This is a genomic window from Acidovorax sp. Leaf160 (assembly GCF_001424265.1).
GTDB lineage: Bacteria > Pseudomonadota > Gammaproteobacteria > Burkholderiales > Burkholderiaceae_C > Paracidovorax.
This window is the reverse complement of sequence record NZ_LMOV01000012.1, coordinates 73,505-99,706: the sequence shown is the minus strand read 5'-3', so window position 1 is coordinate 99,706 and position 26,202 is coordinate 73,505. Positions and strand designations below refer to the sequence as shown.

Below are 26,202 nucleotides of genomic sequence, written 5' to 3'. Positions count from 1 at the left end.
CGCTGTCCCGGTCGCGCGCCTTGAAGCTCACATGTTCTCGATCATGACCTTGCCGAAGCCGGAGCAGCTCACCTGCGTGGCGCCTTCCATCAGCCGGGCGAAGTCGTAGGTGACGCGCTTGCTCTGGATGGACTTCTTCATGGCGCTGATGATGAGATCGGCCGCCTCGGACCAGCCCAGGTGCCGCAGCATCATTTCAGCGGAAAGGATCTCGGAGCCGGGGTTCACGTAATCCTTGCCGGCGTACTTGGGCGCCGTGCCGTGCGTGGCTTCGAACATGGCGACGGAGTCGGACATGTTGGCGCCGGGCGCGATGCCGATGCCTCCCACCTGAGCGGCCAAGGCATCGCTGATGTAGTCGCCATTCAGGTTCAACGTGGCGATGACGCTGTATTCCGCCGGCCGCAACAGGATCTGCTGCAGGAACGCGTCGGCGATGCTGTCCTTGACCGTGATCTCCTTGCCGGTCTTCGGGTTCTTCAGCTTCATCCAGGGGCCGCCGTCGATGAGCTCGGCCGCGAACTCCTTCTGCGCCAGGGCGTAACCCCAGTCGCGGAAGCTGCCTTCGGTGAACTTCATGATGTTGCCCTTGTGCACGAGGGTCACGCTGGGCTTGTCGTGGTCGATGGCGTACTGGATGGCCTTGCGCACCAGGCGCTCCGTCCCTTCGCGGGACACCGGCTTCAGGCCGATGCCCGAGGTCTCGGGAAACCGAATCTTCTGGATGCCGAATTCGTTGCGCAGGAAATCGATCAGCCGAAGCGCCTTGTCGGACCCTGCTTCGAATTCAATGCCCGCATAGATGTCTTCCGAGTTCTCGCGGAAGATCACCATATCGGTCTTCTGAGGCTCCTTGAGCGGCGAAGGCACGCCCTCGAAGTACTGGATGGGCCGCAGGCAGACATACAGATCGAGCTGCTGGCGCAGCGCCACGTTCAGCGAGCGGATGCCGCCGCCGACCGGGGTGGTCAAAGGGCCCTTGATGGACACCACGTATTCGCGCACCGCATGCAGCGTCTCGTCAGGCAGCCAGACGTCAGGACCATAAACACGGGTGGACTTCTCGCCCGCGAAGATCTCCATCCAGCGGATCCTGCGCTGGCCGCCATAGGCCTTCTCGACTGCGGCATCCACCACCTTCAGCATCACGGGCGTGATGTCGATTCCCGTGCCGTCCCCTTCGATGAACGGAATGATCGGCTGGTCCGGCACGTTCAGCGACAGGTCCGGGTTGACGGTGATCTTCTGGCCCTCGGCAGGCACCTGGATGTGCTGATAGCTGGTCATGTAGGGGTCTCTGGTGAAAGCGGTCCGCGCGTGCCTCTAGGCACTGACGAGGGGTCGGCGAGCCTTTGATTCTAGCGACAAAGGGATTGCGCACTTTGTCAACGCGGAGGTCCGAAAATCCGTTAAAAACAGCGTCTCGCGGGCTGTTCCGCGAGCATCGTCCTCATGGAACTGGCATATATGAAAAAACTCCTCGCTGTCCTGGTCTCCGCTGGTCTCCTGACCGCCACCGCGTTCGCGCAAACGTCGGCCCCAATGCAGCCTGCGGCCACCCCTGCCGTGACCGCGCCTGCCGCCTCCATCGTGGATGCGCCGGCTCCGAAGGCCAAGTCCGCCCACAAGGCGTCCAAGGCCCACAACCACCACGCCAAGGCCACGAAGGCCTCCGGCAAGAAGGTGGCTCACAAGAAGAGCAAGAAGCACAAGGTGGCTGCCTGATCAGCCAGCGGGCACTCGCCCCTGCCCGTGCCCTTTGAACAGCCCGCCTCGTGCGGGCTTTTCTCTTTCCGCCCGTTCTGGTTTTCGTACGCACATTTACCGGCCCACCTGGCGGCGTTCCGGGTGCTCGACAATCGACTGCTTTCCGACGCATGCTCCTCCCATGACCTCAAGCCAAAGCTCTCCCACCCTCTCCCGTTCGCGCCGGACCATTGCAGCGGTTCTTTCCGCGCTGGCGCTCACCTGCGCCTGGTCGGCGCACGCGCAGCCGACGCAGGAGCCCCAGACCCACCTGCAACGCGTGGACCTCACTGCGGGCATGCACCGCATCGACGTCCAGCTCGCCGTTACGCCGGAGGAAAGGCAGATCGGCTTGATGTTCCGCGCCTCCATGCCCGCCCAGGAAGGCATGCTGTTCGTGTTCGAGCGTCCGGCCGTGCAGTGTTTCTGGATGAAGAACACGCTGCTTCCCCTGACCGCCGCATTCGTGGCCGACGATGGAACCATCGTGAATCTGGCCGATATGACACCTCAGACCCTCGACTCGCACTGCTCCGACAAGCCCGTGCGCTTCGTGCTGGAAATGAACCAGGGCTGGTTCGACAAGAAAGGCATCAGGTCCGGTTTCAAGCTCACTGGCACTCCGTTTTCCAAAGGACGTTGAGCCAAGCCAGGTAGCGCTGGAATTGAGGTGAGCTCCCTAATATTGCTGCACTGCAGCAAAAACGCTTGCGTGGTTTGAGTAACAGACTAAAATTTGAACCATGCTGCACTGCAACATGGGTTATGGGCTGTGACAGCTGTCCGTGTTTAGTCATCAACGCACCAAGTTCTTTCACAGGAGATATCTCATGACGCTGACCCCAGAACAAATGCTCGCTTCGCACAAGGCCCACCTGGAAACCCTGTTCGGCTTGACGAGCAAGGCCTTCGAGGGCGTTGAGAAGCTGGTCGAACTGAACGTGACCGCATCCCGCGCCGCCCTGTCGGAAGCGGCCAACCACACGCAAGCGATGCTGAGCGTCAAGGACGCGCAAGAACTGCTCGCCCTGCAGGCCAGCATGTTCCAGCCCCTGGCTGAAAAGACCGCTGCGTACAGCCGTCACCTCTACGACATCGCTTCGGGCACCAGCACCGAAATCGGCAAGACCTTCGAAGCCCAGGCGTCCGAAGCGCAGCGCAACTTCAGCACCATGGTCGACACCGCGGCTCGCAACGCTCCCGCTGGTTCGGAAACCGGTGTGGCCGTGCTGCGCAGCGCCGTCTCTGCAGCCAACACGGCTTACGAGTCCGTGCAAAAGGCCGTGAAGCACGCCAGCGACGTGGCCGAAGCCAACTTCAGCGCTGTGGCGAACACCGCTACCAACGCAGCGAAGAACGCCACGGCCAACGCCGTCCCGCGCAAGCGCTGATCGCTCGGCGTGCCCAGCGCACGCTGCATGAACCGGTTGCGCCCACCCCTGCGCCATCCGAACCCTTGAACGCCCGGCACTGCCGGGCGTTTTGCTTTGTCGGGCAAGCGCTCTGCCCCCCGAATACCGCGCCCGACCACAGGGCTCTTGTTAAGAACCATTCGCGTTTAAATTATCATCTCAGCTGTTGTCCATCATCGAAAGAGCTTTGCCATGTCGAAATTCGTGAGATCGGTTCTGGCCGTTTGCGTCGCTGCCGCGGGCGCCACTGCGGCGTCCGCCCAGGATCAGGTCGTCAATCTGTACTCGGCCCGCCACTACGCGACCGATGAGGCGCTGTATTCCGGCTTCACCAAGGCAACGGGCATCAAGGTGAACCGCGTCGATGCGGATGACGCGGGCATCATCGCCCGCCTGAAGGCCGAAGGCACGGCATCGCCCGCAGATGTGATCTTGCTCGTCGATGCTGCCCGCCTGTATCGCGGGGAAACCGACGGCCTCTTTCTGCCCATCCGGTCCAAGGTACTGGAAGACGCCATCCCTGCCAACCTGCGCGCCACGCCGGGCGCCGACGGCGGCATTCCGTGGTTCGGGCTTTCGACCCGTGCCCGCGTGATCGTCTACAACAAGGCAAAGGTCAAGCTGGAAGACGTGGACACCTACGAGGAATTGGGCGATCCCAAGAACAAGGGCAAGATCTGCATCCGCTCCGGGTCCCATCCCTACAACCTGAGCCTGTTCGGCGCAGTGATGGAGCATATGGGGCCGCAGAAAACCGAAGAGTGGCTCAAGGGCGTGGTGGACAACCTGGCACGCCAGCCCAAGGGTGGCGACACCGACCAGATCAAGGCGGTGGCTGCAGGCGAATGCGACATCGCGGTCACCAACAGCTACTACCTCGCACGCATCCTGCGCTCCGAGAAACCGGAAGACGTCGCTGTAGCCAACAAGGTCAGCGTGGTGTTCCCCAACCAGCAGACCTGGGGAACGCACATGAACATCGCGGGCGGCGCGGTCGCCAAGAACACCAAGAACCAGGCCAACGCGGTCAAGTTCCTGGAGTACCTGGCCAGCGCCGACGCACAGAACTACTTCGCCAACGGCAACAACGAGTGGCCGGCAGCCAAGGGTGTGGACCCGGGCAACCCGGCGCTCAAGACGATGACCGGCGGCAAGCCGTTCAAGAGCGAAACCATCCCGATCAGCGCGGTGGGCGCCAACACGGTCAAGGTGCAGCAAATGCTCGACCGTGTGAATTTCCGCTGACGCTTCGCAGCGCATCCTCAAGAGCCCGGCATGCCGGGCTTTTTCACGCGTGCAACAGCGCGGCCTTGGGCATAATCAAACTTTACGTTTACGTCAACGTCACAAGGAGACAACAGATGGACATCCGAGGCAAAGTATTCGTGGTCACGGGCGGTGCGTCCGGTTTGGGCGAAGGCACGGCACGCATGCTGGCAGCCGACGGCGCCACCGTGGTCATCGCAGACATGCAGGCTGAAAAAGGCGAGGCGCTGGCCGAGTCGATTGGCGGCGCCTTCGTGCGCTGCGACGTCAGCCAGGAAGCCGATGCCCAAGCTGCCATCGACAAGGCGGTGGCGCTCGGCAAGTTCATGGGTCTGGTCAATTGCGCCGGCATTGCGCCGGCGGAAAAGACGGTGGGGAAAACCGGGGCGCACAGCCTGGCTGCGTTCAGCAAGGTCGTCACAGTCAACCTCATCGGCAGCTTCAACATGATCCGGCTGGCCGCGGAGGCCATGTCCAGAAACGATCCTGAGTCCACCGGCGAGCGTGGCGTGCTGATCTCGACTGCCAGCGTGGCTGCTTACGACGGCCAGATCGGCCAGGCAGCGTATTCGGCATCGAAGGGCGGCATTGTCGGCATGACGCTGCCCATTGCCCGTGATCTGGCGCGCAGCGGCATCCGCAACATGACCATCGCACCCGGCATCTTCGGCACCCCCATGCTGTTCGGCATGCCGCAGGAGGTGCAGGATGCGCTGGCGGCCGGTGTGCCCTTCCCCAGCCGCCTCGGCACCCCGCAGGACTACGCCAAGCTTGTGAAGCACATCGTTGAAAATGAGATGCTGAATGGTGAAGTCATTCGCCTGGACGGCGCGATTCGCCTCGCGCCGCGCTGAACCTTCAGGGCGACCCACCGCCGCAGCCCTGGTGCAGAGCCTGCGGCGGATAATCCTCGCCGACATTCCTCACCGCCGAACGACATGGGGGCCAGCGTTCGCATTCAGCAATGCAAAAAGCCGCCGCAATCTTTCGACTGCGGCGGCTTTGCAACCAACTGGCGGAGTGGACGGGACTCGAACCCGCGACCCCCGGCGTGACAGGCCGGTATTCTAACCAACTGAACTACCACTCCTGGCAGGCAGCGTTTGCTTGGCACANAACTGGCGGAGTGGACGGGACTCGAACCCGCGACCCCCGGCGTGACAGGCCGGTATTCTAACCAACTGAACTACCACTCCTGGCAGGCAGCGTTTGCTTGGCACATCAAGTACCAAACCAAGTGCTACAAACTTGGCGACCCTACGGGGATTCGAACCCCGGTACTCACCGTGAAAGGGTGATGTCCTAGGCCTCTAGACGATAGGGTCAAAACCTGGGAACTAGGTCGCGCGCGATCTCGGCCTCGCGGCCGGACAGCTGCAGGCCTTCGATCCACTNCCAAACCAAGTGCTACAAACTTGGCGACCCTACGGGGATTCGAACCCCGGTACTCACCGTGAAAGGGTGATGTCCTAGGCCTCTAGACGATAGGGTCAAAACCTGGACTGACTTCACTGACAGACTCAATCACACTCACTCAATGGTGGAGGTAAACGGGATCGAACCGATGACCTCTTGCATGCCATGCAAGCGCTCTCCCAGCTGAGCTATACCCCCACTTCCTGGCTTTCACCAAGAATGCCTGGAAGGGTACAACCCTTCAAAGCATGAACTGGCGGAGTGGACGGGACTCGAACCCGCGACCCCCGGCGTGACAGGCCGGTATTCTAACCAACTGAACTACCACTCCTGGCAGGCAGCGTTTGCTTGGCACATCCAAACCAAGTGCTACAAACTTGGCGACCCTACGGGGATTCGAACCCCGGTACTCACCGTGAAAGGGTGATGTCCTAGGCCTCTAGACGATAGGGTCAAAACCTGGGAACTGACTTTCCTCAAACTCTCTCAGTGGTGGAGGTAAACGGGATCGAACCGATGACCTCTTGCATGCCATGCAAGCGCTCTCCCAGCTGAGCTATACCCCCACTTGACTTTGACTTGCCTAATATGCTTGTCGTCATCACCTGAGCCTCGAATTATAGACAGGTTTTTAGGCCCTCAGCAATCTTGCAGCAATTTTTTCGCGTCCGAGCAATTCGAGCACTGCATCCACCGATGGCGTGTGCGCCGTCCCGACGGTGAGCACCCGCACCGGCATGGCCAATTGGGGCATCTTCAAGCCCTGCTCTGCCAGCACCTGCTTGAACGCGGAGGCGATGGATGCCTTGTCCCAGGCGCAGGTCGCCAGAGCGGCGCGCAAGGCCTCGACCGCCGGCCAGATGGCCTCGGTCACGTGCTTGGCTTTCTCTGCGGGGTTCGGCGTCACATCGCCATAGAACACAGCAGCCCAGTCGGCCAGCACCAGGGTGGTGTCGCAACGGTCCTTGAAGAGTGCGCAGATCCGTGGAAGCCGGCCGTCGGCCAGTTCCTCTTGCGGCAGACCGCGGGCGATCAGCAGTGGCTTGATGAGGTCAGCCAGCGCTTCATCCGGCATGGCCTTCAGGTGCTGGGAATTCACCCAGCGGAGCTTGGCCTCGTCGAACTGTGCAGCGCTGCGCCCCAGATGGTCCAGGTTGAACCATTGCAGAAACTGCTCGCGGCTGAAGATCTCGTCGTCGCCATGGCTCCAGCCCAGGCGAGCCAGATAGTTGATCATGGCCTCTGGCAGGTAGCCTTCGTCGCGATACTGCGTCACCGCCTTGGCGCCGTTGCGCTTGCTCATCTTCTCGCCCTGCTCGTTCAGCACGGTCGGCAGGTGGGCGTACACCGGAGGCTCCTTGCCCAATGCCTTGAAGATGTTGATCTGGCGGGGCGTGTTGTTCACATGGTCATCGCCGCGGATGACATGGGTGATGGCCATGTCGATGTCGTCCACGACCACGCAGAAGTTGTACGTGGGCGTGCCGTCCGGCCGGGCGATGACGAGATCGTCCAGCTCGTCGTTGCGGATCTCGATCCGGCCCTTGACCTTGTCGTCCCACGCCACGACGCCTTCCGCAGGGTTGCGAAAGCGCAGCACCGGTTTCACCCCTTCCGGCACGGGCGGCAGCGTCTTGCCGGGCTCTGGGCGCCAGGTGCCGTCGTAGCGGGGCTTGAGCTTGGCCTGCATCTGGCTCTCGCGCAGCGCATCGAGCTCCTGCACGCTCATGTAGCAGGGATAGACGAGGCCATCCGCCTGCATTTGCGCGAGCACCGCCTTGTAGCGGTCCATGCGCTGCATTTGGTAGAACGGGCCTTCGTCGGGCTGCATGCCCAGCCAAGCCATTCCTTCGAGGATCACGTCGACAGCCGCCTGGCTGGAGCGCTCCACGTCGGTGTCTTCGATGCGCAGGATGAAATCGCCGCCGGTCGCCCGGGCAAAAGCCCAGGGATAGAGCGCCGAGCGGATGTTGCCCAGGTGGATGAAGCCAGTGGGCGATGGAGCGAAACGGGTACGGATGTGGGTCATGCCAGGGTGTCCAGGCCGCGCGCGAGGTCGGCCTTGATGTCATCGATGTGTTCCAGGCCCACGGCCACGCGCACCAGCCCCTGGCCGATGCCCGCCGCTTCACGCTGGGCCTCGGTCAGGCGGCCATGGGAGGTGCTGGCGGGGTGGGCCGCCATGGTCTTGGTGTCGCCCAGGTTGGTGGCGAGCGAAAGCACCTGCAGGCTGTCGAGCACGCGGAAGGCGCCCGCGCGTGCGGCCTCGGGCCCTGCGGCCTTGACCGCGAAGGACAGCACCGCGCCGCCCACGCCCGACTGCTGGGCCATTGCCAGCGCATGCTGCGGGTGGCTCTGGAGACCCGGGTAGTACACGCGCTCGACGGCAGGGTGGGCCTGCAGCCACTCGGCCAACGCAAGGGCATTGGCCGACTGCGCCCGCACGCGGATATCCAGCGTCTCGAGGCCCTTGAGCACGACCCAGGCGTTGAATGCCGAGAGCGTCATGCCGGCGCTCTTGAGCACGGGCAGGAATTTCTCGTCCACCAGGGCCTGGCGGGTGCAGAGCGCACCTGCCATCACGCGCCCCTGGCCGTCCAGGAACTTGGTGCCCGAATGCATCACGATGTCGGCGCCCAGCGCGATGGGCCGCTGCAGCACGGGCGTGGCGAAGCAGTTGTCCACGGCGAGCAGGGCGCCGGCGTTGTGGGCCAGGTCGGCCAGCGCTGCGATGTCGCACACCTCGGTCAAGGGGTTGGTCGGCGTTTCTGCGAACAACAGGCGGGTCTCGGGCCGGATCGCCTGACGCCATGCGGCCAGATCGGTCTGCGGCACAAAGCTCGACGTGATGCCGAACTTGGCCAGATCGGACCCGATGAGCTTGATGGTGGAGCCGAACATCGACTGCGAGCACACCACATGGTCGCCGGACTTCAGCAGACCCATGCACATCATGAGGATGGCGGACATGCCGGAGGCGGTGGAGATGGCGGCCTCGGCGCCCTCGAGCGCGGCCAGCCGCTGCTCGAAACTGGCCACCGTGGGATTGCCGTAGCGGCCGTAGGTATAGCCATCTTCCTCGCCCGCGAAGCGGCGCGCAGCAGCCTCTGCCGACGGTTGGACGTAGCCGCTGGTCAGATACAGTGCTTCGGAGTTTTCGCCGTACTGGCTGCGGTCCGCCGCCGCGCGCACGGCCAGCGTGTCGCGGTGCAGGCCGGAGGGGAGATCCTGGCTGGCCATCATGCCTCCTGCGCGTTGGGGAGGGCCAGGCGTGATGTGTCTTCGCCCAGCGCGTCTTCCTGACCCACGCGCGCCTCGTTGATGCGCTGGATGTCGTCCGCATTGATGTCGCCGGTCACGTAGACGCCGTCGAAGCACGAGGCATCGAAGCCCTCGATGCGGCCGTTGAGCGAACCCACGGCCTTCTTCATCGCGTTGACGTCCTGATAGATCAGCGCGTCGCAGCCGATCGATTCGCGCACCTCTTCGACCGTGCGGCCATAAGCGACGAGTTCGCTGCTGGTCGGCATGTCGATGCCGTACACGTTCGGAAAGCGCACCGGCGGCGCGGCGCTCGCGAGGTACACCTTGCGGGCACCGGCATCGCGTGCCATCTGCACGATCTCGCGCGACGTCGTGCCGCGGACGATGGAGTCGTCCACCAGCAGCACGTTGCGGCCCTTGAACTCGCTGGCGATCACGTTGAGCTTCTGGCGCACCGACTTCTTGCGCACGCCCTGCCCCGGCATGATGAAGGTGCGTCCGACATAGCGGTTCTTGACGAAGCCTTCACGGTACGGAATGCCCAGCAGATGGGCCAGCTGCGTCGCGCTCGGACGGCTCGACTCGGGGATCGGAATGATCACGTCGATGTCGCTCGGGGGCACCGTGGAGATCACGCGCTTGGCCAGCGACTCGCCGAGATTCAGCCGTGCCTGGTACACCGAGATGCCATCCAGCACGGAATCGGGGCGGGCCAGGTACACGAATTCGAAGATGCAGGGATTGAGCTGCGGGGCCTGCGCGCACTGGCGCGAATGCACCGTGCCGTCCTGCGTGATGAACAGCGCTTCGCCAGGCTGCACGTCACGCTCGAACACGTGGTTGGTGCCTTCCAGCGCCACCGATTCGCTGCCAACCATGACCGTGCCGTCCGCGCTGCGGCCCATGCACAGCGGACGAATGCCGTGCGGGTCACGGAAGGCCACCAGGCCGTGGCCGGCGATCAGGGCGATCACCGCGTAGGAACCCTTGACCCGCTTGTGCACTGCTTCCACGGCGGCGAACACGTCGTCCACCTGCAGGGGAACGCCGCGCGAGGCGCGCTCCAGCTCGTGCGCAAACACGTTGAGCAGCACTTCGGAATCGCTCTCCGTGTTGGTGTGCCGGTGGTCGGTCGAGAACAGCTCGGCGCGCAGCTCCTGGGCGTTGGTGAGGTTGCCGTTGTGCACCAGCACGATGCCGAACGGCGCGTTCACGTAGAAGGGCTGGGCCTCTTCTTCGCTGTAGGCATTGCCCGCCGTCGGGTAGCGCACCTGGCCCAGCCCGACCGGGCCGGGCAGCGCACGCATGTTGCGCGTGCGAAACACGTCGCGCACCATGCCCTTGGCCTTGTGCATGAAGAACTTGCGTCCTTCCTGCGTGACGATGCCGGCGGCATCCTGCCCCCGGTGCTGCAGCAACAGCAAGGCGTCATAGATCAGTTGGTTGACGGGAGCTGCGCTCACCACGCCGACGATTCCACACATATTCGCGTTCCATTGAGAGGCGGGACCGTCCCGCCGAAAAACCGCTCACCGGCCGCAGACCACGGCTGGCAAACATCAAGAAGGCAGATGCCTCGCAAACTCCAGGGGCACGACCGGCCGCAGCCAGGCGAGCGCCTCATGCAACATGGGGGCGGCCCGGGACTCTTTCCACCAGTCCGCCTCGTGCAGGGGCGTCCAGAGCGCCACCAAGGCCAGCGCCAGCAGCACGATCACACCCCGCAACACACCGAAAACCGCGCCCAGCGCCCGATCCGCCGGCCGAAGGCCCACCGAATCGACCAGCTTCTTGGCCAGCCAGGCAATGAATCCGAAAAAGAACACCGCGCCGACGAACACCAGCACAAAGCCTGCCGCGTGGCGCAGCGCACCCTGCGCATCGCCCATCGGCAACCAGGCCCCCACGTCACTGGCGAACCATTGCGCCGCGATGAAGGAAGCGGCCCAACCGGCCAGCGACACCAGCTCGAACACCAGACCGCGCCACGCCCCGATCACCAGCGACGCCGCGAGGACGGTGAGAAACACCCAGTCCAACCCGCTCAGGTGCCAGCCGGAGGGCAACGACCCGGCTTCCATTCGCTAGAGCGTCAGCACGGAAGCAGAAAGGCCCAGGCCCTTGATGCGGCCGACCGCCCTGTCCGCTTCCGCGCGGCTGGCGAAAGGCCCGGACCGCACCCGCGTGCGCTTGCCGTCCTTGGTATCCACCACCTGCGTATAAGACTTCAGACCTGCGCGCTCCAGCTTGGATCGCACTTCACGGGCCTTCTCGGCATCGGCGAAGGCACCCACCTGCACGATGAAACGACCTTCTTCGTCGGCCTTGACAGCGACAGCCGCGGGCTGGGCGGCAGGGGCAGCAGGGGTCGGCTGCGAGGTCGCCGTGCGGCCTTCCAGCAGCGCGCGGGCACGGGCTGCGTCATCGCTGCGCGCCGTCTTGGCGGGCTCGGCCGGTGCGGCAGGCTTGGTTTCCGCGCGCGACTCGTGCCGCCCCTCAGGCTTGTGTTCCTGCCTGGATTCGGCCTTGGCTTCTTGTTTGTGCTCGGAGCGCGCCGCCACCGCCGCAGCGGGCGCGGGCGCAGGCTCGGCCCTGGACGCGGCCGCTGCCGGCGCCACAATCTTGCCCGCCTGCCGGGAGGTCACCACCTCCTCGCCCGCGTCAAGCCCGGCAGTGCTGCCGCCCGCCACCGCGCCGGAGTTCGGCGCCGTCGGCTTGGCTTCGGCCACGGCCGACTTGGAAGGCTCGGGAACGACCAGCGGCGCAACCTTGTTGCGGTCGGGGATTTCGATCGGGATATCGACGGCCACCGGCCGGGGCTGCGTGTCGAACAGCATGGGAAAGCCGATGATGCCGAGCAGCACCAGCACGGCGGCGCCGATCAGGCGATGGCGGGCGCGGCGGCGCATGACGTCGATGCTCTCGGCATGCGAGCCACCACGGGAGCGCCGGGTCGGCTTGGCGCTCTCGCCCTGCGCCTTCTGGCCGGGCCAACGGAACTTGAAAAATGCCATGGAATGCGGACCCGTTATGCGCCGAGATGCTTGGCCTGAAGGCGCGGCGTTCCATCGTGGAGAACCCCGCCGACGGTGTAGAACGAGCCAAAGACCACGATTCTATCAGTGGGCTCAGCCGCATCGACGGCGGCCTGGAGCGCCTGCACCGGGTCGGCATGCACGCTGGTCGCGACCTGCCGGCGGCCGCCGGAGACGATCTGCAGCGCGTTCCATTTCTGCTGCAACCCGGCCCCCGTTTCCGCGCGGGGCGTGGGCAGATCGGTGAAGTACCAACGGTCGATCAGCGGGCCCACCTTGGCCAGCATGGGGGCCAGGTCCTTGTCGGCCATGGCACCGAATACGGCGTGGGTGGTGGGGAAAAAGCCCATGGCGTCCAGGTTCGCCGTCAGCGCCGCGACGGAATGCGGGTTGTGCGCCACATCCAGCACCAGCGTCGGTTGCCCGGGAACGATCTGGAACCGGCCGGGCAGCTCGACCATGGCCAGGCCGGTACGTACCGACTGCGCGGTGATCGGCAGCCGGTCCCTGAGCGCTTCCAGCGCGGCCAGTGCGCCGCTGGCGTTCATCAGCTGGTTGGCGCCGCGCAGCGCCGGATAGGCCAGGCCCGCATAGCGCCGGCCGCGGCCCGCCCAAGACCACTGCTGCTTGTCACCGGAGAAATTGAAGTCCTCGCCGAAACGCCAGAGATCGGCGCCGATCTCGCGGGCATGGCGGATGACGCTTTCCGGCGGCACGGGGTCGCTCACCACCACGGGGCGGCCGGGCCGCATGATGCCGGCCTTTTCCCGACCGATGGACTCCCTGTCCGGCCCCAGGAACTCGACGTGATCGATGTCGATGCTGGTGATGACCGCGCAGTCGGCGTCCACCACGTTGGTGGCGTCGAGCCGCCCGCCCAGGCCGACCTCGAGGATCGCCACGTCCAGCCGCGCCTGGCTCATGAGCCGAAGGATGGCCAGGGTCGTGAATTCGAAGTAGGTCAGCGACACCGCCTCGTCGCCTCCGGTGCGTGCAGCCTCCACTGCCTCGAAGTGCGGCACGAGATCGTCCGCCGCCACGATCTCGCCGTGGATGCGGCAGCGCTCCTCGAAGTGCACCAGGTGGGGCGAGGTGTAGACGCCCGGGCGGTAGCCGGCCTGCAAGGCCACGGCTTCGAGCATGGCGCAGGTCGAGCCCTTGCCGTTGGTGCCAGCCACGGTGATCACTGGGCACTCGAAACGCAGGTCCATGCGCCGCGCGACTTCGCGGACGCGGTCCAGCCCCATGTCGATGTTCTTCGGATGCAGTCGCTCGCAGTGAGCCAGCCAGTCGGCCAGGGTGGTGAGTGGGGTGTTCATGCTGCCGCGAATTGTCGCCGACGCGCGCATGGGCGATGATCGACCCCATGAGTACCCCCGCAATCATCCTCTACGGCATTCCCAACTGCGACACGGTCAAGAAAGCCCGGGCCTGGCTCGCCGAGCAAGGGCTCGATTACGGCTTCCACGACTTCAAGAAGCAGGGCGTGCCTGTCGAGCGGCTGGGCGGCTGGATGGCGGCGGTGGGCTGGGAGAGGCTGGTCAACCGCCAGGGCACCACCTGGCGCAAGCTCGATGCCGCGACCCAGGCTGGCGTGCAGGACGCCGCCACTGCCGCCGCATTGATGGAGGCGAATGCCTCCGTCATCAAGCGCCCCGTGGTGGAGTGGGCCGGCACGGCGGATGGCCTGGTGACCGTGGGATTTGACGCTGCAACATGGAACGAAAGGCTGGCGGAGCGCTCCAAAAGCTAGTGCGGCGATCGGCACCTGGGCGAGATCTGTCAGGTGACATCAACGTCTTTACGCAGCTTTACGCCACGTACCCACCAGCTACAGCCTATTGCTTCAACCTATTGCCCGTGCGGTGCGTTGTACACCCATCCAAAGGAGCATCTCCACCATGAAAAAGATACTTGCTTTCGCAGCGCTTGCCGCCGTGGCAGCCGGCGCCAGCGCCCAGGAACAGGGCCGTGTGCTGTCGGCGACGCCCATTACCCAGCAGGTGGCGGTGCCGCAACAGGTGTGCGGCAATGAAACGATCTATTCGGAACAGGGCCCGAGCGGTGCCGGCGCGCTGCTGGGCGCGGTGGCCGGGGGTGCGGTGGGCAATTCCATCGGCCACGGCGGGGGCCGTGCTGCGGCCACGGCGCTGGGCCTGATCGGCGGTGCGGTTCTGGGCAACAACGTGGAAGGCACGCGGGGCGGCTACCAGAACGTGCAGCGCTGCTCGACCCAGACCTATTACGAAAACCGTGCCGTGGGCTACAACGTGGTCTACGAGTACGCAGGCCGGCAGTACACCACCCGCACGCAGACCGACCCGGGCGCCTGGATTCCGCTGAACGTCCAGCCGGCCGTCCAGGGCATGACCAGCTATCCGCCCAGCGCGGGCTATGTGCAACCCGGCGTGGTCGTGACGACCCAGCCCGGTCCGGTGGCCTATGTGCAGGCGCCGCCTCCCGCCCCGGTGGTGATCGAGTACCGCGACGCCTGGGGCCAGCCCTACTACGGCCCGCGCCACCGCGATCCCTACTGGCGCTGAGCGCTGCGCAGCCAGCCTGCCTCGCTGAGCGCGCCAGCCAACCCACCTTCAAGGAGCTTTGCAAAGCTCCTTTTTTCATGCCCGCAGCAGCCGGGGGGCGCGGCGGCCGCAGCGCGTGCCTAAAATCGACGGTTTGTCCCCTCCTCTGCCCGCATCCATGACCACCGAAAAAATCGACGGCGTGTCCGTCACCACCCAGGCCAACGTGTATTTCGACGGCAAGTGCGTGAGCCACAACATCACGTTTCCGGACGGCACGAAGAAGTCGGTGGGTGTGATCCTGCCGGCCACGCTCACTTTCAACACCGGCGCGCCCGAGATCATGGAAGGCGTGGGCGGCGAGTGCGAATACAAGCTCGACGGCGCGGATGCGTGGGTCCGCTCCGGTGCGGGTGAGCAGTTCAGCGTGCCCGGCAACTCGAAGTTCGAGATCCGCGTGACCACCGCCTACCACTACATCTGCCACTTCGGCTGAAAGACAAGGTTCCGCCCATGGCCACCATTCTCCAAAGCCTCCCCCTGAACCAGAAGGTCGGCATCGCCTTCTCCGGCGGCCTCGACACCAGCGCGGCCCTGCGCTGGATGAAGAACAAGGGCGCCCTGCCCTATGCCTACACCGCCAACCTGGGCCAGCCCGACGAGCCCGACTACGACGCCATCCCCGCCAAGGCGATGGAATACGGCGCCGAGAAGGCCCGCCTGATCGACTGCCGCAAGCAGCTGGCGCAGGAAGGCATCGCCGCCCTGCAGGCAGGCGCCTTCCACATCAGCACCGCCGGCATCACCTACTTCAACACCACGCCGCTGGGCCGTGCCGTGACCGGCACGATGCTGGTGGCGGCCATGAAGGAAGACGACGTCCACATCTGGGGCGACGGCTCGACCTACAAGGGCAACGACATCGAGCGCTTCTACCGCTACGGCCTGCTCACCAACCCGGCACTGAAGATCTACAAGCCCTGGCTGGACCAGCGCTTCATCGACGAGTTGGGCGGCCGCGCCGAAATGTCGGCCTTCATGACCAAGGAAGGCTTTGGCTACAAGATGAGCGCCGAGAAGGCCTACAGCACCGACAGCAACATGCTGGGCGCCACGCACGAGGCCAAGGACCTGGAATTCCTGAGCCAGGGCATCCGCATCGTGAACCCCATCATGGGCGTCGCGTTCTGGAAGGACGACGTACAGGTGAAGTCCGAGGAAGTCTCGGTGCGCTTCGAGGAAGGCCAGCCGGTGGCCCTGAACGGCGTCGAGTACAGCGACCCGGTGGCCCTGTTCCTGGAGGCCAACCGCATCGGCGGCCGGCATGGCCTGGGCATGAGCGACCAGATCGAGAACCGCATCATCGAAGCCAAGAGCCGCGGCATCTATGAAGCCCCGGGCCTGGCGCTGCTGCACATCGCCTACGAGCGCCTGGTGACCGGCATCCACAACGAGGACACCATCGAGCAATACCGCATGAACGGCCTGAAGCTGGGCCGCCTGCTGTACCAGGGCCGCTGGTTCGATCCGCAAGCCATCATGCTGCGCGAAACCGCCCAGCGCTGGGTGGCCCATGCCGTCACGGGCACCGTGACGCTGGAGCTGCGCCGCGGCAACGACTACTCCATCCTCAACACCGAGTCGCCCAACCTGACCTACGCCCCCGAGCGGCTGTCGATGGAAAAGGTGGAAGACGCGCCGTTCAGCCCGGCCGACCGCATCGGCCAGCTGACCATGCGCAACCTGGACATCGTGGACACCCGCGCCAAGCTCGGCATCTACGCCCAGTCGGGCCTGCTCTCCCTCGGGAGCGATGCAGCGCTGGCGCAATTGGGCGACGACAGCGAAAAAAAGTGAAAAATACGCCGCCGGCGCTTGATGCATAAGCGCTGGCAGCTATGAAAATAGAAGCAACCGCCCCGCCGCAAGGCCGGGCGGTTTTTTCGTGGTGCGGCCATTTCTGCCGATCGGTGTCACAAACCGGGTTTGCCAGCCGTCTTCAAGGCATGAACGCCAGCACACCCGCCACCATGGATTCGATCACCGCCACCTTCCAGCAGCACCGGCCGCGCCTGATGGGCGTGGCCTACCGCATGCTCGGCAGCCGCGCCGATGCCGAAGACGTGCTGCAGGACGCCTGGCTGCGTTGGCAGCAGGCAGATCCGGACAGGGTGCACACCGCCGAGGCCTGGCTCGTCACCACCGTCACCCGGCTGTGTGTTGACCGGCTGCGGGCCGTCCGGCACGAGCGCGAGCACTACAGCGGCGCCTGGCTGCCTGAGCCCTGGATCGTTGAAGCGACGGCCCCGCCAGCCGACGCACGGGCCGAGCTGGCGAGTGACCTGTCCATGGCCCTGCTGGTGGTGCTGGAGCGGCTGTCGCCGGATGAGCGAGCGGCCTTCTTGCTGCATGACGTGTTCGACAGCGACTACAGCGAAGTGGCCGCGGTGCTGGACCGAAGTCAGGCGGCCTGCCGCCAACTGGTGCACCGCGCCCGCGCCCAGGTGCGCAAGAACCAGGTGCGCTTCACGCCCACGCCGGATGCGGCCAGCGCGCTGCTGCACCGGTTCGTGAACGCCATGCGGGCGCAGGACCACGTGGCGATGCTGTCGCTGTTCGCCCAGGACGCCACCTGGACGCCCGACGGCGGGGGCAAGGTGCCGGCCGCCACCAAGGTGCTGCGCGGCCCGCGCGCCCTCAGCCGCTTGGCGCTCGCCGTGTGGCGGCTGCATCTGCAGCACCTCACCGCGTGCGAAGTCCAGATCAACGGCGCGCCAGGCTTGCTGCTGCGTGAAGGCAGCGTGCCCCGACTCGCGCTCGCGCTGCAGACCGACGAGACCCACATTCACGGCATCTACACCGTGTTGAACCCCGACAAGCTGCGCGGCTTGTAGGCCGCGCGCCTGCGGGCTCCTCCCGTCAGCCACGCCAAACGGGTGCAGTCCAGCGGCGGCTTGCGGCAATCCGCTCCGCGTTTTCTTTTCATCACCCCCTCGCTCATCGAAAGACCGCCATGTCCCATTCCCGCATCGACCTTTTCAAGCAACACCCCTCCACTGTGCAGGCCATGATGGCACTGGAGAACCAGTTGAAGGCCGGCACGCTCCCCATCCAGCTCAAGGAGTTGGTGAAGATGCGCGTCTCGCAGATCAACGCGTGCGCGTTCTGCATCGACATGCATGCGGCCGTCGCCCGCAACCACGGCGTGACGGACCGCAGCCTGCACCTGCTGGCCGCCTGGCGCGAGGCAGGATTGTTCGATGCACGCGAGCGCGCGGCACTGGCTTGGGCAGAAGCGCTGACGCGCCTCTCCGCCACGGAGGGGGTGCCGGACGATCTGTACGCGGCAGTTCAAGCGCAATTCTCCGAAGCGGAGATCGTCGAGCTGACGCTGGCCGTGGTCGCCATCAATGGCTGGAACCGCTTTCAGATCGCGCTGCGTGCGCCACTGCCTGAATCGGCGGCAGCGGCGGCAGGCCAGCGATGAGCCCACCGCCCCGGCGGCGCCGCCGACCCCAGGCGGGAAGGCCTCAGGCGGCAGCCGACGCGGGCTGCCCCGCACGCAGGGTGCGCGCCAGGGCCGCCAGCGCCACCCCGTAGGCCGGCACGAAGAACAGCAGGCTCACCACCAGCTTGATGACGTAGTCCACCACGGCGATCTCGCCCCAGTGCGCGGCCATGAAGGCGTCGGTGCTGCGCCAGAAGGCGATGCCGAAGAACGCCACGGTGTCGAGCGCCTGCCCGAAGACGGCTGCAGCCGCAGGCGCCAGCCACCAGGCGCGACTGCGCTGGCGGATGCGGTCGAACACCTGGATGTCCAGCAACTGCCCCAGCACGTAGGCGGCAAAGCTGGCGAATGCGATGCGGAAAATGAACCCGTTGAATTCGCCCAGCGCGGCAAAAGCGTTGAACTGCCCATCGTGGAACAGCACGCCGACCGCGTACGACGCCAGCAGCGCCGGAAGCATGGCGCGGGCGATCACCTGCCGCGCCGGGCCCTTGCCGATCAGCCGCACGGTGAGGTCGGTTGCCAGAAAGATGAAGGGAAAGCTGAACGCGCCCCAGGTGCTGCGAAAGCCGAACAGCGTGATCGGCAGTTGCACCAGGTAGTTGCTGGCGATGACGATGGCGATGTGGAACGCCACCAGCAGGGAGAGATAAAGCGGCACGCGCGACGGCGGCGCCTGAACGGAAGTCATGGCAGTCCTTTTTGGGAGAAACCCCCGGCGGTGCCGGGCGTTGTGCATGGGGGCGAGGGAACCCATGGATCGACGAAAGGCGCGGATTCTACCCGCGACGGCTCATCGACGCGGGTGGGCGGCTGCCGCCGAGGGCGGACGCGGCGGCGAAATCATGGCCTTTTCAGGCTCCAGCGCTGGATGCATGGCCGCATTCAGCTATTTTTTTTATAGCAAAACCCTGCCCAGGCGTCAGACGACCACGGGCTCGGGCTCGAGCCGGATGCCGAAGCGCTCGTACACGCTGGTCTGGATCGCGCGGGCCAGCGTCATCACTTCGCCGCCGGTGACGCTGTCGGCGCCCCGCCCCCGGTTGACCAGCACCAGCGCCTGCTTTTCATAGACGCCCGCCTTGCCCACGCTCTTGCCCTTCCAGCCGCAGGCGTCGATCAGCCAGCCCGCCGCCAGCTTGATGGTGCCGTCGGGCATGGGGTAATGCACGATCTTCGGTTCGCGCGCGATGATGTCGGCACACTGGTCCGGCGTGACGGTCGGGTTCTTGAAGAAGCTGCCGGCGTTGCCGACCACGGCCGGGTCGGGCAGCTTGGCGCGGCGCACCTCGCACACCCAGTCGAACACCTGGCGCGGCGTGGGCACCTGCACACCGGCCTCGGCGCGCTTGCGCTCCAGATCCAGATAGCCCAGCTCGGGCTTCCAGGCCTTGGGCAGCAGGAAGCGCACGTGGGTGATGACCGCCCGCCCCGCCAGCCCCATGCCGCGTGGCAGGGCTGCTCCGTCGCCTGCGGCTTGCGGCGCGTGCTTGAAGACCGAGTCGCGGTAGCCGAACGCGCACTGCGCGGCCGTGAGCGAGAAGGCCTGGCCCGTCGCCAGGTCGATGGCGTCGAGCGAATCGAAGCGGTCCTGCAGCTCGACCCCATAGGCCCCGATGTTCTGCACGGGCGATGCGCCCACGGTGCCCGGGATGAGCGCCAGATTCTCCAGCCCGGGAAAACCATGCTCCAGCGTCCAGGCCACGGCGTCGTGCCAGACCTCGCCGGCGCCGGCCTCGACGATCCAGTGGCGTTCGGTCTCCGCCGCCAGGCGCAAACCCTTGATTTCCATTTTCAGCACGACCGGCTTCACATCGCCGGTGAGCACGATGTTGCTGCCACCACCCAGCACGAAGACCGGCCTGCCGGCCAGCTCGGGATCGGCCAGCAGGTCCTGCACGTCCTGCACCGAGCGCGCCCGCACCAGCGTCTGGGCGCGGGCGACGATGCCGAAGGTGTTGCAGGTCTGCAGGGGGGCATTTTTCTCGACTAACATCCACTGGATTGTCGCACCCGGCCCCCGACCGGCCGGGTTACCACCCAGTTTCCGAGAGTGATGCCATGCCTTCTTTTGATACCGTCTGTGAAGCCAACCTTGTCGAAGTCAAGAACGCGGTAGAGAACACTGCCAAGGAAATCGGCACGCGTTTCGACTTCAAGGGCACATCCGCCGCCATCGAGATCAAGGACAAGGAGATCACCCTGTTCGGTGACGCCGAGTTCCAGCTGCAGCAGGTGGAAGACATCCTGCGCAACAAGCTCACCAAGCGCAACGTCGACGTGCGTTTCCTCGACATCGAGAAGCCGCAGAAGATCGGCGGCGACAAGGTCAAGCAGCTGGTGAAGGTGCGCAACGGCATCGAAAGCGACCTGGCCAAGAAGATCCAGAAGATCATCAAGGAAAGCAAGCTCAAGGTGCAGGCCGCCATCCAGGAAGAGAAAGTGCGCGTGACCGGCGCCAAGCGGGACGACCTGCAGGCCGCGATGGCGCTGCTGCGCAAGGAAGTCACCGACATTCCGCTGTCGTTCGACAACTTCCGCGACTGAGACGCGCCCCTCCCCTTGCCCGTGGCCCTCGCCATGCCGGCCGCCCGCAGCCCTTCATGCCCCTGGCGCCGCCCGTCGCTGACGCCCGGCCACCTGGCGCCGCCGAGGGCCTCCGCCTGGGGCGCCTGCTGGGTTTTCCTGGCGCTCGCCAGCCCGCTCGCCGTCCAGGCGCAGGTGGTGGCGCTGAGCGGCATTCTCGGCCCGCGCGCGCTCCTGGTGGTGGACGGCACCGCACCCCGCAGCGTGGCGCCCGGCGAAACGCACCGGGGTGTCACCGTGGTCTGGGTGGGCCGCGACGAAGCCGTGGTCGATATCGCCGGGCAGCGCCGCACCGTCGTACTGGGCGCGGCTCCCGTCAGCATCCGCTCGGCATCGGCGGGCCAGCGGGTGGTGCTGAAGTCCGACGCGCGCGGCCACTTCATGGGCAGCGGCAGCATCAATGGGCGCGCCATGCAATACATGGTCGATACCGGAGCAACCGCGGTGTCCATCGGCCAGCCCGAGGCCGACCGCCTGGGCCTGGCGTACCGCGACGGCCCGCAGGTGCTGATGACCACTGCCAACGGCACCATCCAGGGATGGCGCCTGAAACTGGATGCGGTCCGCGTGGGCGACGTGGAGCTGCGCGGCGTAGATGCGGTGGTCACGCCGCAGTCCATCCCCTACGTCCTGCTGGGCAACAGCTTTCTGTCCGCCTTCCAGATGACGCGGCTGAACGACGAGATGGTGCTGGAGAGGCGCCGTTGACATGCCCATGACACAGCACGCCCCGGGCGATCGACTCGACGACGAATACGAAGACCTGCTGGGCTTGTGGTCCGACCTGGAGTCGGCGCTGTCGGTGCTGCTGGCGCGCCCGCTGCAGGTGCAGGACTTCAGCGCCAAGGTGCGCCAGTGCGACCGCTGGCTGCAGGACCTGGTGGCGCACGACATCGACGCCGCGCTCTACCTCATGTTCCAGCTCGCCGCGACGTCGTCGGTCGGCTACAGCACCTCGCACGCGTTGGTCTGCGGCACGCTCTGTCACATCCTGGCGCAGGAGCTGCCCCTGCCGCCGCACGAGCGCGACAGCCTGGTGCGAGCCGCCTTCACCATGAACATCGGCATGACTGCGCTGCAGGATGAGCTTGCCGACCAGCGCGAGCGCCCCTCCGCCGCCCAGCAGCAGGCCATCGACACCCACCCCCAGCGCGGCGTCGAGCTGCTGGAGCAGCTGGAAGTGCGCGACGACCTGTGGCTGGACGTGATCGGCCAGCACCACCTGCTGCCGGAGCGCACGCCGGAATCGCAGCCGCTCCAGCAACTGGTCGCATCGGAAAGGCTGAGCCGCGTCCTTGCCACCATCGACCGCTACGCCGCCATGATCAGCCCGCGCAAGTCGCGCGCCGGCCGCAGCGCGACGGATTCGGTGCGTGCCATCGTCGGGCAGGACGCCGATCAGAGCGACGAGGTCGGCTTTGCCCTGGTGCGCACCGTGGGCCTGTGCCCCCCAGGCACCTTCGTGCGACTCGACAACGGCGAGACGGCCGTGGTGCTGCGGCGGGGAGAAAAGCCGAATTTTCCGCTGGTCGCGAGCCTGATCGACACGGCCGGCGAGCAGCGCGCGCAGCCGGACGTCTACCCCACCAGCCAGGGCAGTCCACGCATCCAGTCGGCCCTCGCACGCTCGGCCGTGCCGGTCGAACTGAACCACCGCACCATGGTCCGGTTGGGGCTCTACGCCGCGCGCGGCACGCCCACGGCATTGGTGCGCCAACCCTAGGGGCCTGGCCGTGACCACCAGCGAGTCGCCGCCGAACCCGCCACTGCCCTGGCTGGAGCCGGAAGACGCTTTCCCGCCAGTGGCCGATGCCTGGAGTGCCGCATCGCCCGCGCCCGGCCTGCTGGCTGCCGGCGGCCTGCTCGACGTGCCGCACCTCGTCTCGGCATACCGCCATGGGATCTTCCCGTGGTTCAGCGCGGGTCAACCCATCCTGTGGTGGAGCCCGGACCCGCGCATGGTGCTGCCCGTGGAGCACTTCCGGCTGCACCGCTCGCTGCGCAAGACGCTGCAGCGCTTCCGGTCGCAGCCCGGCTGCGAGCTGACCATCGACCGCGACTTCAGCGCCGTGATCGGGGCGTGCGCATCGACTCCGCGCGACGGGCAGTCGGGCACGTGGATCCTGCCCAAGATGGTGCGTGCCTACGAGGCCCTGCATGCCGCCGGCCATGCGCACAGCGTGGAGACGTGGGTGGATGGCCGGCTGGTGGGCGGCCTCTACTGCATCGCCTTCGGGCGGGCGGTTTTCGGCGAATCCATGTTCGCGCATGCCACCGACGCATCGAAGATCGCGCTGGCCGGCCTGGTGGCGCTCTGCCGCGCGCAGGGTGCGGCGCTCATCGACTGCCAGCAGAACACCCGGCACCTGGCGTCCCTCGGCGCCAGGGAAATCGCGCGCAGCGCCTTCCTGGACCATGTGGGGAAGACGCGCGACGCACCCGCGATGACCTGGGCGTTCGACCCCCTATACTGGAACGAGCTTCTGCCAGAAGTGCCGGCGGCATGACGCAACTCAACGACCTCCCTCTGCAAACCCTGCAGTTCTATGCGACTGCGCCGTACCCGTGCAGCTACCTGCCCGACCGGCAGGCCCGCTCGCAGGTCGCCACACCCAGCCACCTGATCCAGAACGACGTCTATACCGACCTGGTGGCACGGGGGTTCCGGCGCAGCGGCATGTTCACCTACCGGCCCTATTGCGACGGATGCCAGGCCTGCACCCCGCTGCGGGTGCTGGCGGATTCGTTCGTGCCCGACCGCAGCCAGCGCAGAGCGTGGCAGCGGCATGGGGGGCTGCAGGCAAGGGTGCTGCGGCTGGGCTTCGTGGCGGAGCACTACGAGCTGTACCTACGCTACCAGAACACCCGCCACGTCGGGGGCGGCATGGACCACGACAGCATCGACCAGTACACCCAGTTTCTGCTGCAGAGCCGGGTCAACTCGCGGCTGGTCGAATTCAGGGAGCCGCCGGGTGAGGACGGCTCGCCCGGAGCGCTCAAGATGCTGTCGATCCTGGACGTGCTGGGCGATGGCCTCTCGGCGGTCTATACCTTCTACGAGCCCGAGGCACGCGCCAGTTACGGCACCTACAACGTTCTCTGGCAGATCGAGCAGGCGCGCAGCCTGGGGTTGCCTTATGTCTACCTGGGCTACTGGATCGAGGCCAGCCCGAAGATGAACTACAAGGCGAACTTCATGCCGCACGAAGTGCGTGTGGACGGAGTCTGGCAGCGCGGGCACCGGGCAACGCCTTGAACGTGCCAGCGAGGTGGCCCGCCATTGCCGCCGATTCCACGCGCGGCGACATGCCGCAATTTTCATAAAGTAAAATTCCGGGTTGTTTGGCAGCGACCGGAAACTCCATGAAAAAGCAGCCTTCGGATGTCCCGTTGAAGCCCAGCGTTCAGGTGCTGGAGCGCATGTTCACCTTGATGGACGTGCTTGCTTCGCGTGAGGAAGCCATCTCGCTCAAGGAAATCAGCGAGAAGACGGGCCTGCACCCGTCCACCGCGCATCGCATCCTGAACGACCTAACCATCGGGCGCTTCGTGGACCGCCCGGAGTCGGGCAGCTACCGGTTGGGCATGCGTCTGCTGGAGCTTGGCAATCTGGTCAAGGCGCGGTTGAGCGTGCGCGATGCGTCGCTTGTGCCCATGCGCCAGTTGCACAAGCTGATCCAGCAACCCGTCAACCTCAGCGTGCGCCAGGGCGACGAGATCGTCTACATCGAACGGGCGTACAGCGAGCGTTCCGGCATGCAGGTGGTGCGCGCCATCGGTGGGCGGGCTCCGCTGCACCTCACCTCCACCGGCAAACTGTTCCTGGCTGCCGACGACCCACAGCGCGTCCGCACGTATGCCACCCGCACGGGGCTTGCCGGCCACACGCGCAACAGCATCACCCAGGTGCCCGTGCTGGAACGTGAACTGGGACGGGCGCGCCAGTACGGCATCGCTCACGACAACGAAGAACTGGAGCTGGGCGTGCGCTGCATGGCCGCAGGCATTTACGACGACCAGGGCCAGCTGGTGGCGGGGCTGTCCATTTCCGCCCCGGCGGACCGGCTGGACGAAGGCTGGCTGCCCAAGCTGCAATCGACGGCTGACGCGATATCACAAGCCCTGGGCTACACCAGCGGCAAGCGCAACGCCCTCACGCAGGGCTGACGCCCATAAAAAAGGCTGGAATGCATCCAGCCCTGATGTCGCGCCCGCCAGCCGAGCGGCCGCGCGGAATCAACCCTTGATGTGGGCGCCCGCGTGAAAGCTCTTGTCGCTGCCCAGCGCCGGCAGCGATTCCACCCAGTTGCGCACCCGTTCCGCGTCGCCCAGCCGGCTGAACTTGCCGGCGGAATCGAGGAACACCATGATGAGCTTGCGGCCGGCGATCTGCGTTTGCATCACCAGGCAGCGCCCTGCTTCGGAGATGTAGCCGGTTTTCTGCAAGCCGATGTCCCAACCCGGGTTCTTCACCAGGCGGTTGGTGTTGTTGAACTGCAGCGTGCGGCGGCCCACGGCCACTTCGTAGCCCGGCGAGGTGGACAGCTCCCGCAGCAGGGGATCGGTATGGGCCACATTGACCAACATGGCCAGGTCGTGGGCAGTGGACTGGTTGCGGCTCGACAGACCGGTCGGCTCCACGTAGTGGGTGTCGGTCATGCCGATCAGCTTGGCCTTCAGGTTCATCTGCGACACGAACGCGTTGAGGCCACCCGGGTAGGTGCGGCCCAGCGCATGGGCGGCGCGGTTCTCGCTCGACATCAGGGCCAGATGCATCATTTCGCCACGCGTCAGCGTGGTGCCGACGGTCAGCCGCGAACTGCTGAACTTTTCCGTGTCCACATCGTCCTGGGTGATGGTGATCGGCTCGTCCATCGGCAGGCGGGCCTGCGAGATGAGCAGCCCGGTCATCAGCTTGGTGAGCGACGCGATCGGCAACACGGCATGGTCGTTCTTGCTGAGCAGCACCTCATTCGTTTCCTGGTCCACCACCAGTGCCACGCTGGACTTCAGGTCCAGCGGGTCGGTGACGGAATGCAGGCCCGCCAGCTGGCCGAACGAGAGGCGCTCTGGCACGATGGCAGCGGCGCGCACCGGGGCCCGGGCGCTGCGGGCCGCGACGCGGGTGGCCTTGACGCGGGTCACCGCCTTGCGCGATACCTTGGTGGACGATGCCGCCACCGGACGCTTGGCCGCCACCGATGACGCCTGCTTCTTCACCACCGTCTTCTTGCGTTCCGCCGCATGGGCAGCGGGAGACGCCAGCGCAACGCTGAGCGTGACGAAAGCCAAGGCGTGAACGAGACGGGCGGCGATGCCGGGGCGTGCATGCATCTGGGTGCTCCAAGCGGAAAGAAGTGTGAAACAGTGTACTGAATCAAAAAAAGTCGCGCAAGATCAAGGCCTTGCGCGACTCTTTTAGAAACTGCGTGAATTATAAATTCGCA

Annotated in this window: 27 protein-coding genes and 8 tRNA genes; 17 read left to right on the top strand and 18 right to left on the bottom strand. The window is 65.7% G+C overall.

The window, feature by feature from the left end; genetic code table 11:
* Nucleotides 1-27 precede the first annotated feature (27 nt).
* A complete protein-coding gene (icd, locus tag ASF94_RS07070) occupies nt 28-1,287 on the bottom strand; it encodes an NADP-dependent isocitrate dehydrogenase (RefSeq protein ID WP_056663613.1) in 1,260 nt (419 codons plus the stop codon).
* A 180-nt stretch (nt 1,288-1,467) separates the two neighbouring features.
* On the opposite strand from icd, the gene ASF94_RS07065 reads away from it, so the two are divergent.
* The 5 genes from ASF94_RS07065 to ASF94_RS07045 all read left to right on the top strand — a co-directional run bounded on the left by ASF94_RS07065 (nt 1,468) and on the right by ASF94_RS07045 (nt 5,278).
* Entirely contained in the window at nt 1,468-1,725 is a 258-nt protein-coding gene (locus ASF94_RS07065) for a hypothetical protein (protein WP_056664799.1), read from the top strand.
* 163 nt (nt 1,726-1,888) lie between these two features.
* Nucleotides 1,889-2,389: a DUF192 domain-containing protein gene (locus tag ASF94_RS07060; RefSeq protein WP_056663610.1), complete on the top strand. Its 501-nt coding sequence runs from the start codon at nt 1,889-1,891 to the stop codon at nt 2,387-2,389.
* A 187-nt stretch (nt 2,390-2,576) separates the two neighbouring features.
* Nucleotides 2,577-3,137 carry a phasin family protein gene (locus ASF94_RS07055; RefSeq protein ID WP_056663607.1) on the top strand — a complete coding sequence of 187 codons (561 nt, stop codon included), beginning with the start codon at nt 2,577-2,579 and terminating at the stop codon, nt 3,135-3,137.
* 213 nt (nt 3,138-3,350) lie between these two features.
* A complete protein-coding gene (locus ASF94_RS07050) occupies nt 3,351-4,403 on the top strand; it encodes an extracellular solute-binding protein (RefSeq protein ID WP_056663602.1) in 1,053 nt (350 codons plus the stop codon).
* Between the two features lie 116 nt (nt 4,404-4,519).
* Nucleotides 4,520-5,278 (top strand): 3-hydroxyacyl-CoA dehydrogenase, encoded by a 759-nt coding sequence (locus tag ASF94_RS07045; RefSeq protein ID WP_056663601.1) that lies wholly within the window; start codon nt 4,520-4,522, stop codon nt 5,276-5,278.
* A 159-nt stretch (nt 5,279-5,437) separates the two neighbouring features.
* Here the strand turns inward: ASF94_RS07045 and ASF94_RS07040 are convergent.
* From ASF94_RS07040 to folC, 14 genes are all read right to left on the bottom strand, one after another.
* Nucleotides 5,438-5,514 (bottom strand) — tRNA-Asp (locus ASF94_RS07040).
* A gap of 29 nt (nt 5,515-5,543) precedes the next feature.
* A tRNA-Asp gene (locus tag ASF94_RS07035) sits at nt 5,544-5,620 on the bottom strand.
* Nucleotides 5,621-5,673: 53 nt separating this feature from the next.
* Nucleotides 5,674-5,749: transfer RNA gene (locus tag ASF94_RS07030), tRNA-Glu, on the bottom strand.
* 91 nt (nt 5,750-5,840) lie between these two features.
* A tRNA-Glu gene (locus tag ASF94_RS07025) sits at nt 5,841-5,916 on the bottom strand.
* A 46-nt stretch (nt 5,917-5,962) separates the two neighbouring features.
* A tRNA-Ala gene (locus ASF94_RS07020) sits at nt 5,963-6,038 on the bottom strand.
* Nucleotides 6,039-6,094: 56 nt separating this feature from the next.
* Nucleotides 6,095-6,171, bottom strand: a tRNA-Asp gene (locus ASF94_RS07015).
* A gap of 47 nt (nt 6,172-6,218) precedes the next feature.
* Nucleotides 6,219-6,294 (bottom strand) — tRNA-Glu (locus ASF94_RS07010).
* A 36-nt stretch (nt 6,295-6,330) separates the two neighbouring features.
* Nucleotides 6,331-6,406, bottom strand: a tRNA-Ala gene (locus tag ASF94_RS07005).
* A 65-nt stretch (nt 6,407-6,471) separates the two neighbouring features.
* Nucleotides 6,472-7,869, bottom strand: coding sequence for a glutamate--tRNA ligase (gltX, locus tag ASF94_RS07000; protein ID WP_056663600.1), 1,398 nt, complete (start codon nt 7,867-7,869; stop codon nt 6,472-6,474).
* Entirely contained in the window at nt 7,866-9,080 is a 1,215-nt protein-coding gene (locus ASF94_RS06995; protein ID WP_056664796.1) for an O-succinylhomoserine sulfhydrylase, read from the bottom strand. The genes gltX and ASF94_RS06995 overlap by 4 nt, the downstream gene beginning before the upstream one ends.
* Nucleotides 9,080-10,588, bottom strand: coding sequence for an amidophosphoribosyltransferase (purF, locus tag ASF94_RS06990; protein WP_056663598.1), 1,509 nt, complete (start codon nt 10,586-10,588; stop codon nt 9,080-9,082). Before purF ends, ASF94_RS06995 begins: the two co-directional genes overlap by 1 nt.
* A 75-nt stretch (nt 10,589-10,663) precedes the next feature.
* Complete coding sequence (locus ASF94_RS06985; RefSeq protein ID WP_056664794.1) at nt 10,664-11,152, bottom strand: CvpA family protein; 489 nt, start codon at nt 11,150-11,152, stop codon at nt 10,664-10,666.
* A gap of 36 nt (nt 11,153-11,188) precedes the next feature.
* Nucleotides 11,189-12,118, bottom strand: coding sequence for an SPOR domain-containing protein (locus ASF94_RS06980; RefSeq protein ID WP_056663595.1), 930 nt, complete (start codon nt 12,116-12,118; stop codon nt 11,189-11,191).
* 14 nt (nt 12,119-12,132) lie between these two features.
* Nucleotides 12,133-13,458: a bifunctional tetrahydrofolate synthase/dihydrofolate synthase gene (gene folC, locus ASF94_RS06975; protein WP_056663592.1), complete on the bottom strand. Its 1,326-nt coding sequence runs from the start codon at nt 13,456-13,458 to the stop codon at nt 12,133-12,135.
* Between the two features lie 47 nt (nt 13,459-13,505).
* Here folC and ASF94_RS06970 point away from each other — a divergent pair, with 47 nt between their 5' ends.
* The 6 genes from ASF94_RS06970 to ASF94_RS06945 all read left to right on the top strand — a co-directional run bounded on the left by ASF94_RS06970 (nt 13,506) and on the right by ASF94_RS06945 (nt 18,148).
* A complete protein-coding gene (locus tag ASF94_RS06970; protein WP_056664792.1) occupies nt 13,506-13,892 on the top strand; it encodes an arsenate reductase in 387 nt (128 codons plus the stop codon).
* Between the two features lie 148 nt (nt 13,893-14,040).
* On the top strand, nt 14,041-14,682 hold the full coding sequence (locus ASF94_RS06965; protein ID WP_056663590.1) for a glycine zipper 2TM domain-containing protein: 642 nt from the start codon (nt 14,041-14,043) through the stop codon (nt 14,680-14,682).
* Between the two features lie 157 nt (nt 14,683-14,839).
* Nucleotides 14,840-15,157 carry a pyrimidine/purine nucleoside phosphorylase gene (locus ASF94_RS06960; protein ID WP_056663585.1) on the top strand — a complete coding sequence of 106 codons (318 nt, stop codon included), beginning with the start codon at nt 14,840-14,842 and terminating at the stop codon, nt 15,155-15,157.
* 17 nt (nt 15,158-15,174) lie between these two features.
* A complete protein-coding gene (argG, locus tag ASF94_RS06955; protein ID WP_056663583.1) occupies nt 15,175-16,518 on the top strand; it encodes an argininosuccinate synthase in 1,344 nt (447 codons plus the stop codon).
* Nucleotides 16,519-16,691: 173 nt separating this feature from the next.
* Entirely contained in the window at nt 16,692-17,555 is an 864-nt protein-coding gene (gene sigJ, locus ASF94_RS06950) for an RNA polymerase sigma factor SigJ (RefSeq protein ID WP_056664790.1), read from the top strand.
* A 119-nt stretch (nt 17,556-17,674) separates the two neighbouring features.
* On the top strand, nt 17,675-18,148 hold the full coding sequence (locus ASF94_RS06945; protein ID WP_056663580.1) for a carboxymuconolactone decarboxylase family protein: 474 nt from the start codon (nt 17,675-17,677) through the stop codon (nt 18,146-18,148).
* Between the two features lie 43 nt (nt 18,149-18,191).
* On the opposite strand, the gene ASF94_RS06940 is transcribed toward ASF94_RS06945, so the two are convergent.
* Complete coding sequence (locus ASF94_RS06940) at nt 18,192-18,860, bottom strand: 7-cyano-7-deazaguanine/7-aminomethyl-7-deazaguanine transporter (RefSeq protein WP_056663575.1); 669 nt, start codon at nt 18,858-18,860, stop codon at nt 18,192-18,194.
* A 231-nt stretch (nt 18,861-19,091) separates the two neighbouring features.
* Nucleotides 19,092-20,165: a UDP-N-acetylmuramate dehydrogenase gene (murB, locus tag ASF94_RS06935; protein WP_056663572.1), complete on the bottom strand. Its 1,074-nt coding sequence runs from the start codon at nt 20,163-20,165 to the stop codon at nt 19,092-19,094.
* A 65-nt stretch (nt 20,166-20,230) separates the two neighbouring features.
* Between murB and ASF94_RS06930 the strand changes: the two genes are divergently transcribed.
* From ASF94_RS06930 to ASF94_RS06905, 6 genes are all read left to right on the top strand, one after another.
* Nucleotides 20,231-20,716, top strand: coding sequence for a YajQ family cyclic di-GMP-binding protein (locus ASF94_RS06930; RefSeq protein WP_056663570.1), 486 nt, complete (start codon nt 20,231-20,233; stop codon nt 20,714-20,716).
* Between the two features lie 15 nt (nt 20,717-20,731).
* A complete protein-coding gene (locus ASF94_RS06925) occupies nt 20,732-21,463 on the top strand; it encodes a TIGR02281 family clan AA aspartic protease (protein WP_235505292.1) in 732 nt (243 codons plus the stop codon).
* 1 nt (nt 21,464) lies between these two features.
* Nucleotides 21,465-22,478, top strand: a complete 1,014-nt coding sequence (locus tag ASF94_RS06920; RefSeq protein WP_056663567.1) for an HD-GYP domain-containing protein — start codon at nt 21,465-21,467, stop codon at nt 22,476-22,478.
* 10 nt (nt 22,479-22,488) lie between these two features.
* Complete coding sequence (gene aat, locus ASF94_RS06915; RefSeq protein WP_082493037.1) at nt 22,489-23,262, top strand: leucyl/phenylalanyl-tRNA--protein transferase; 774 nt, start codon at nt 22,489-22,491, stop codon at nt 23,260-23,262.
* A complete protein-coding gene (locus ASF94_RS06910; protein ID WP_056663562.1) occupies nt 23,259-24,011 on the top strand; it encodes an arginyltransferase in 753 nt (250 codons plus the stop codon). Before aat ends, ASF94_RS06910 begins: the two co-directional genes overlap by 4 nt.
* 107 nt (nt 24,012-24,118) lie before the next feature.
* Entirely contained in the window at nt 24,119-24,922 is an 804-nt protein-coding gene (locus ASF94_RS06905; RefSeq protein ID WP_056663559.1) for an IclR family transcriptional regulator, read from the top strand.
* Between the two features lie 69 nt (nt 24,923-24,991).
* On the opposite strand, the gene ASF94_RS06900 is transcribed toward ASF94_RS06905, so the two are convergent.
* Nucleotides 24,992-26,089 (bottom strand): serine hydrolase, encoded by a 1,098-nt coding sequence (locus ASF94_RS06900; protein WP_056663557.1) that lies wholly within the window; start codon nt 26,087-26,089, stop codon nt 24,992-24,994.
* Nucleotides 26,090-26,202 lie beyond the last annotated feature (113 nt).

Bases quoted from the DNA above. Each gene is read 5' to 3' on its own strand.
- ASF94_RS06920 (WP_056663567.1), top strand. From the start codon at position 21,465: ATGCCCATGACACAGCACGCCCCGGGCGATCGACTCGACGACGAATAC.
- ASF94_RS06945 (WP_056663580.1), top strand. From the start codon at position 17,675: ATGTCCCATTCCCGCATCGACCTTTTCAAGCAACACCCCTCCACTGTG.
- ASF94_RS06965 (WP_056663590.1), top strand. From the start codon at position 14,041: ATGAAAAAGATACTTGCTTTCGCAGCGCTTGCCGCCGTGGCAGCCGGC.
- murB (WP_056663572.1), bottom strand. From the start codon at position 20,165: ATGTTAGTCGAGAAAAATGCCCCCCTGCAGACCTGCAACACCTTCGGC.
- ASF94_RS06980 (WP_056663595.1), bottom strand. From the start codon at position 12,118: ATGGCATTTTTCAAGTTCCGTTGGCCCGGCCAGAAGGCGCAGGGCGAG.
- ASF94_RS07060 (WP_056663610.1), top strand. From the start codon at position 1,889: ATGACCTCAAGCCAAAGCTCTCCCACCCTCTCCCGTTCGCGCCGGACC.
- ASF94_RS07055 (WP_056663607.1), top strand. From the start codon at position 2,577: ATGACGCTGACCCCAGAACAAATGCTCGCTTCGCACAAGGCCCACCTG.
- icd (WP_056663613.1), bottom strand. From the start codon at position 1,287: ATGACCAGCTATCAGCACATCCAGGTGCCTGCCGAGGGCCAGAAGATC.
- ASF94_RS06995 (WP_056664796.1), bottom strand. From the start codon at position 9,080: ATGGCCAGCCAGGATCTCCCCTCCGGCCTGCACCGCGACACGCTGGCC.
- ASF94_RS07065 (WP_056664799.1), top strand. From the start codon at position 1,468: ATGAAAAAACTCCTCGCTGTCCTGGTCTCCGCTGGTCTCCTGACCGCC.
- ASF94_RS06900 (WP_056663557.1), bottom strand. From the start codon at position 26,089: ATGCATGCACGCCCCGGCATCGCCGCCCGTCTCGTTCACGCCTTGGCT.
- gltX (WP_056663600.1), bottom strand. From the start codon at position 7,869: ATGACCCACATCCGTACCCGTTTCGCTCCATCGCCCACTGGCTTCATC.
- folC (WP_056663592.1), bottom strand. From the start codon at position 13,458: ATGAACACCCCACTCACCACCCTGGCCGACTGGCTGGCTCACTGCGAG.
- ASF94_RS07050 (WP_056663602.1), top strand. From the start codon at position 3,351: ATGTCGAAATTCGTGAGATCGGTTCTGGCCGTTTGCGTCGCTGCCGCG.
- ASF94_RS06960 (WP_056663585.1), top strand. From the start codon at position 14,840: ATGACCACCGAAAAAATCGACGGCGTGTCCGTCACCACCCAGGCCAAC.
- ASF94_RS06905 (WP_056663559.1), top strand. From the start codon at position 24,119: ATGAAAAAGCAGCCTTCGGATGTCCCGTTGAAGCCCAGCGTTCAGGTG.
- purF (WP_056663598.1), bottom strand. From the start codon at position 10,588: ATGTGTGGAATCGTCGGCGTGGTGAGCGCAGCTCCCGTCAACCAACTG.
- ASF94_RS06910 (WP_056663562.1), top strand. From the start codon at position 23,259: ATGACGCAACTCAACGACCTCCCTCTGCAAACCCTGCAGTTCTATGCG.
- sigJ (WP_056664790.1), top strand. From the start codon at position 16,692: ATGGATTCGATCACCGCCACCTTCCAGCAGCACCGGCCGCGCCTGATG.
- ASF94_RS07045 (WP_056663601.1), top strand. From the start codon at position 4,520: ATGGACATCCGAGGCAAAGTATTCGTGGTCACGGGCGGTGCGTCCGGT.
- ASF94_RS06940 (WP_056663575.1), bottom strand. From the start codon at position 18,860: ATGACTTCCGTTCAGGCGCCGCCGTCGCGCGTGCCGCTTTATCTCTCC.
- ASF94_RS06930 (WP_056663570.1), top strand. From the start codon at position 20,231: ATGCCTTCTTTTGATACCGTCTGTGAAGCCAACCTTGTCGAAGTCAAG.
- argG (WP_056663583.1), top strand. From the start codon at position 15,175: ATGGCCACCATTCTCCAAAGCCTCCCCCTGAACCAGAAGGTCGGCATC.
- ASF94_RS06970 (WP_056664792.1), top strand. From the start codon at position 13,506: ATGAGTACCCCCGCAATCATCCTCTACGGCATTCCCAACTGCGACACG.